We start from the raw sequence: 2,212 nt of genomic DNA, 5'->3' as shown, positions 1-2,212 counted from the left end.
AGCTCTGATCTTTTTCTACCTATGAAGCCCTCAACCTCATATATATACTTTATTTTGCTGTTCATCACCCCTTGAGGTCACTATGTCTACTTTAACAGCGATACAAAGAGAAGGAATACTTGTGGTTGATTCTCGCTCTCTAGCATTGAATCTAGAAATTCAGCATAAGAATCTTCTCGGTACAATTGATAAATATCTAACGAAGATAGAAAGAGGATTTGGGGGTGTCGCGTTTGAAACGCGAGAGTTCAAAACCCTTCAGGGCAATAATTCCAAAGAAAGAATCGCTTATCTTACCGAAGAACAAGCAACGTTTTTAATGACTTTAAGCCGTAATACTAACCGAGTCATCGAATGTAAGTTAGCTCTTGTTAAAGCTTTTGCCGAGGCTAAAACAATCATCAATCAAGTGATTCCCTCTCAGGCACAGGAAATCGATCGCCTAAAACTAGAATTGCAACTAGCCCAAACTCAAGAACGATTATTGTTATCGACAAGTGCGATCGCTACCATGCACGGTCGTGAAATGGTTGCATTGATCTTGGGTAAACCTGATGCGATCGTCACTCGCACTGAAAAAGTCGAAACCCTTGTTACTGTTGATGAACGAGGCAGAGCCGTAGCTAAATATGACGGTATCGGCATTTCATATTTAGCTAAAAGATATGGTTTCGGTTCCAACACAAAGGCTTGCCGTCACTGGTTAGAAACGATCGGTGTTAGCGACAGCCAATGGCTAACCGAACCAAGTCTAGTCAAAGCTCAGAAGTTACCCCGTGAAATTTTGCCTTGGCTAGATCGACAATACGCCTCTCGTCAAGGCACCAGACAAGGACTACTAGGCGAGTAACCAAGTAATTCACTCAAAAAAAAGCTGGCTACCCCCAGTGAGCGATCGTGCTGCATCCATAGCGGCTTACTTTGCCATGCCAATGCTTCATCGGTCAATTAAGAACTTCAAACTAACTCTACGTCAATTACTGGAGAATCAAGATGTTATCAGAATCGAATCAATGGAAAGAAGTCAACAAGAATAATCCCTGTTCTTTATGCGATCGCACTTCATGGTGTTATCGCTCGGATAGTGGAAGCGCGATCGTTTGTGGAAGAACTGATGCTAACAAGGTACCGCTTGGGTGGAAGTACCTCAAAGACGCAAGCGATGGACGGGCGATTTTTGTTACTGAAGACGACAAGCCGTCAAACTTGACTGTCAAACAGAAGACGAGCAAAAACCAACCACTTCTTTCCCATCCGCCCAAAAAGATCACATTGGCTACACTACCAGCCATCGTTAATGATCGTCCATTACCAAAATCTAATCAAATCCCACAATGGTTGATTGCTCAAGGTGTACCTGTTCATGCGACTGAAACAAGATATTTTTATTCAAAAACTCAATGGGTGAGCCGATTTGAGTGGAAAGACACCTCACATCCGAAAGGTCATGATAAAACGATTCGGCAAGGCCATAATAAACTAAATGGTCAACCAAAATGGTCAAAAGGCGAGGCTGAGTGGCTGCCATACCGATTTGAAGAGGCGGTGAATAACGCTAAAGGAAAATGGTTACTAGCGGTCGAAGGCGAGGAATCCGTCGAGGTTGCGCGATCGTTAGGATTGGCAGCTATTACATGGCAGGGTTCATCATGGGGAGAAAGTACAATTGCTGCTCACCTGCAACAACTAAAAGAAAAAGGCATTCTTGGAATTGTTAAGTTTCGGGATAATGATGCTGAAGGCAAAGAGAAAGCTAAAAAACTTACATTAGCAGGTCAAAAAGCTGATTTACCAATTATCATTCTTGATCCTAACGATATTTGGGCTGACATACCCGATAAAGGAGATCTTGTCGATTGGGTAACGTGGGGAACTCAGCAAGGGATGAAAGCTAATGATTTTATCGCTTGTCTTGAACAATGTGCCAGTCAATCTGAACAACTACAGCCTAAAACGGAACCCACCGCAACAGATAGATTGAAACTAGAAATCCAAGCCTACCTACAATCAGCCGATATTTTCGATAAAGTACGACTTAAAGGACAGATTTGCTCAACCTACCGCATTAGTAATCGTGATTTTGAGCTATTATGTCAAGCCTTAGAGAAAAAGAACTCTACACCAAAAGCTAACTCATCCCTCTTTTGTTAGATAAGGAAGTAAAATAGAAAAAACAACTGATGGAGAGAAGGAGTTAGAAATGGTAACTCTA

General features: G+C 42.1%; 2 protein-coding genes. Both read left to right on the top strand.

Annotated features, from left to right (window positions below):
- Nucleotides 1-82 precede the first annotated feature (82 nt).
- Nucleotides 83-850, top strand: coding sequence for a Rha family transcriptional regulator (locus C7H19_RS25040; protein WP_106459615.1), 768 nt, complete (start codon nucleotides 83-85; stop codon nucleotides 848-850).
- Nucleotides 851-993: 143 nt separating this feature from the next.
- Nucleotides 994-2,151 (top strand): hypothetical protein, encoded by a 1,158-nt coding sequence (locus tag C7H19_RS25035; RefSeq protein WP_106459614.1) that lies wholly within the window; start codon nucleotides 994-996, stop codon nucleotides 2,149-2,151.
- The last annotated feature ends 61 nt before the right edge of the window (nucleotides 2,152-2,212 follow it).

Origin of the sequence: Aphanothece hegewaldii CCALA 016 (assembly GCF_003007785.1) — a bacterium.
Classification (GTDB): Bacteria; Cyanobacteriota; Cyanobacteriia; order Cyanobacteriales; family Microcystaceae; genus Chroococcus; species Chroococcus hegewaldii.
The sequence above is the reverse complement of the archived record's forward strand: the minus strand, read 5'-3'. Positions and strand labels throughout refer to the sequence as shown.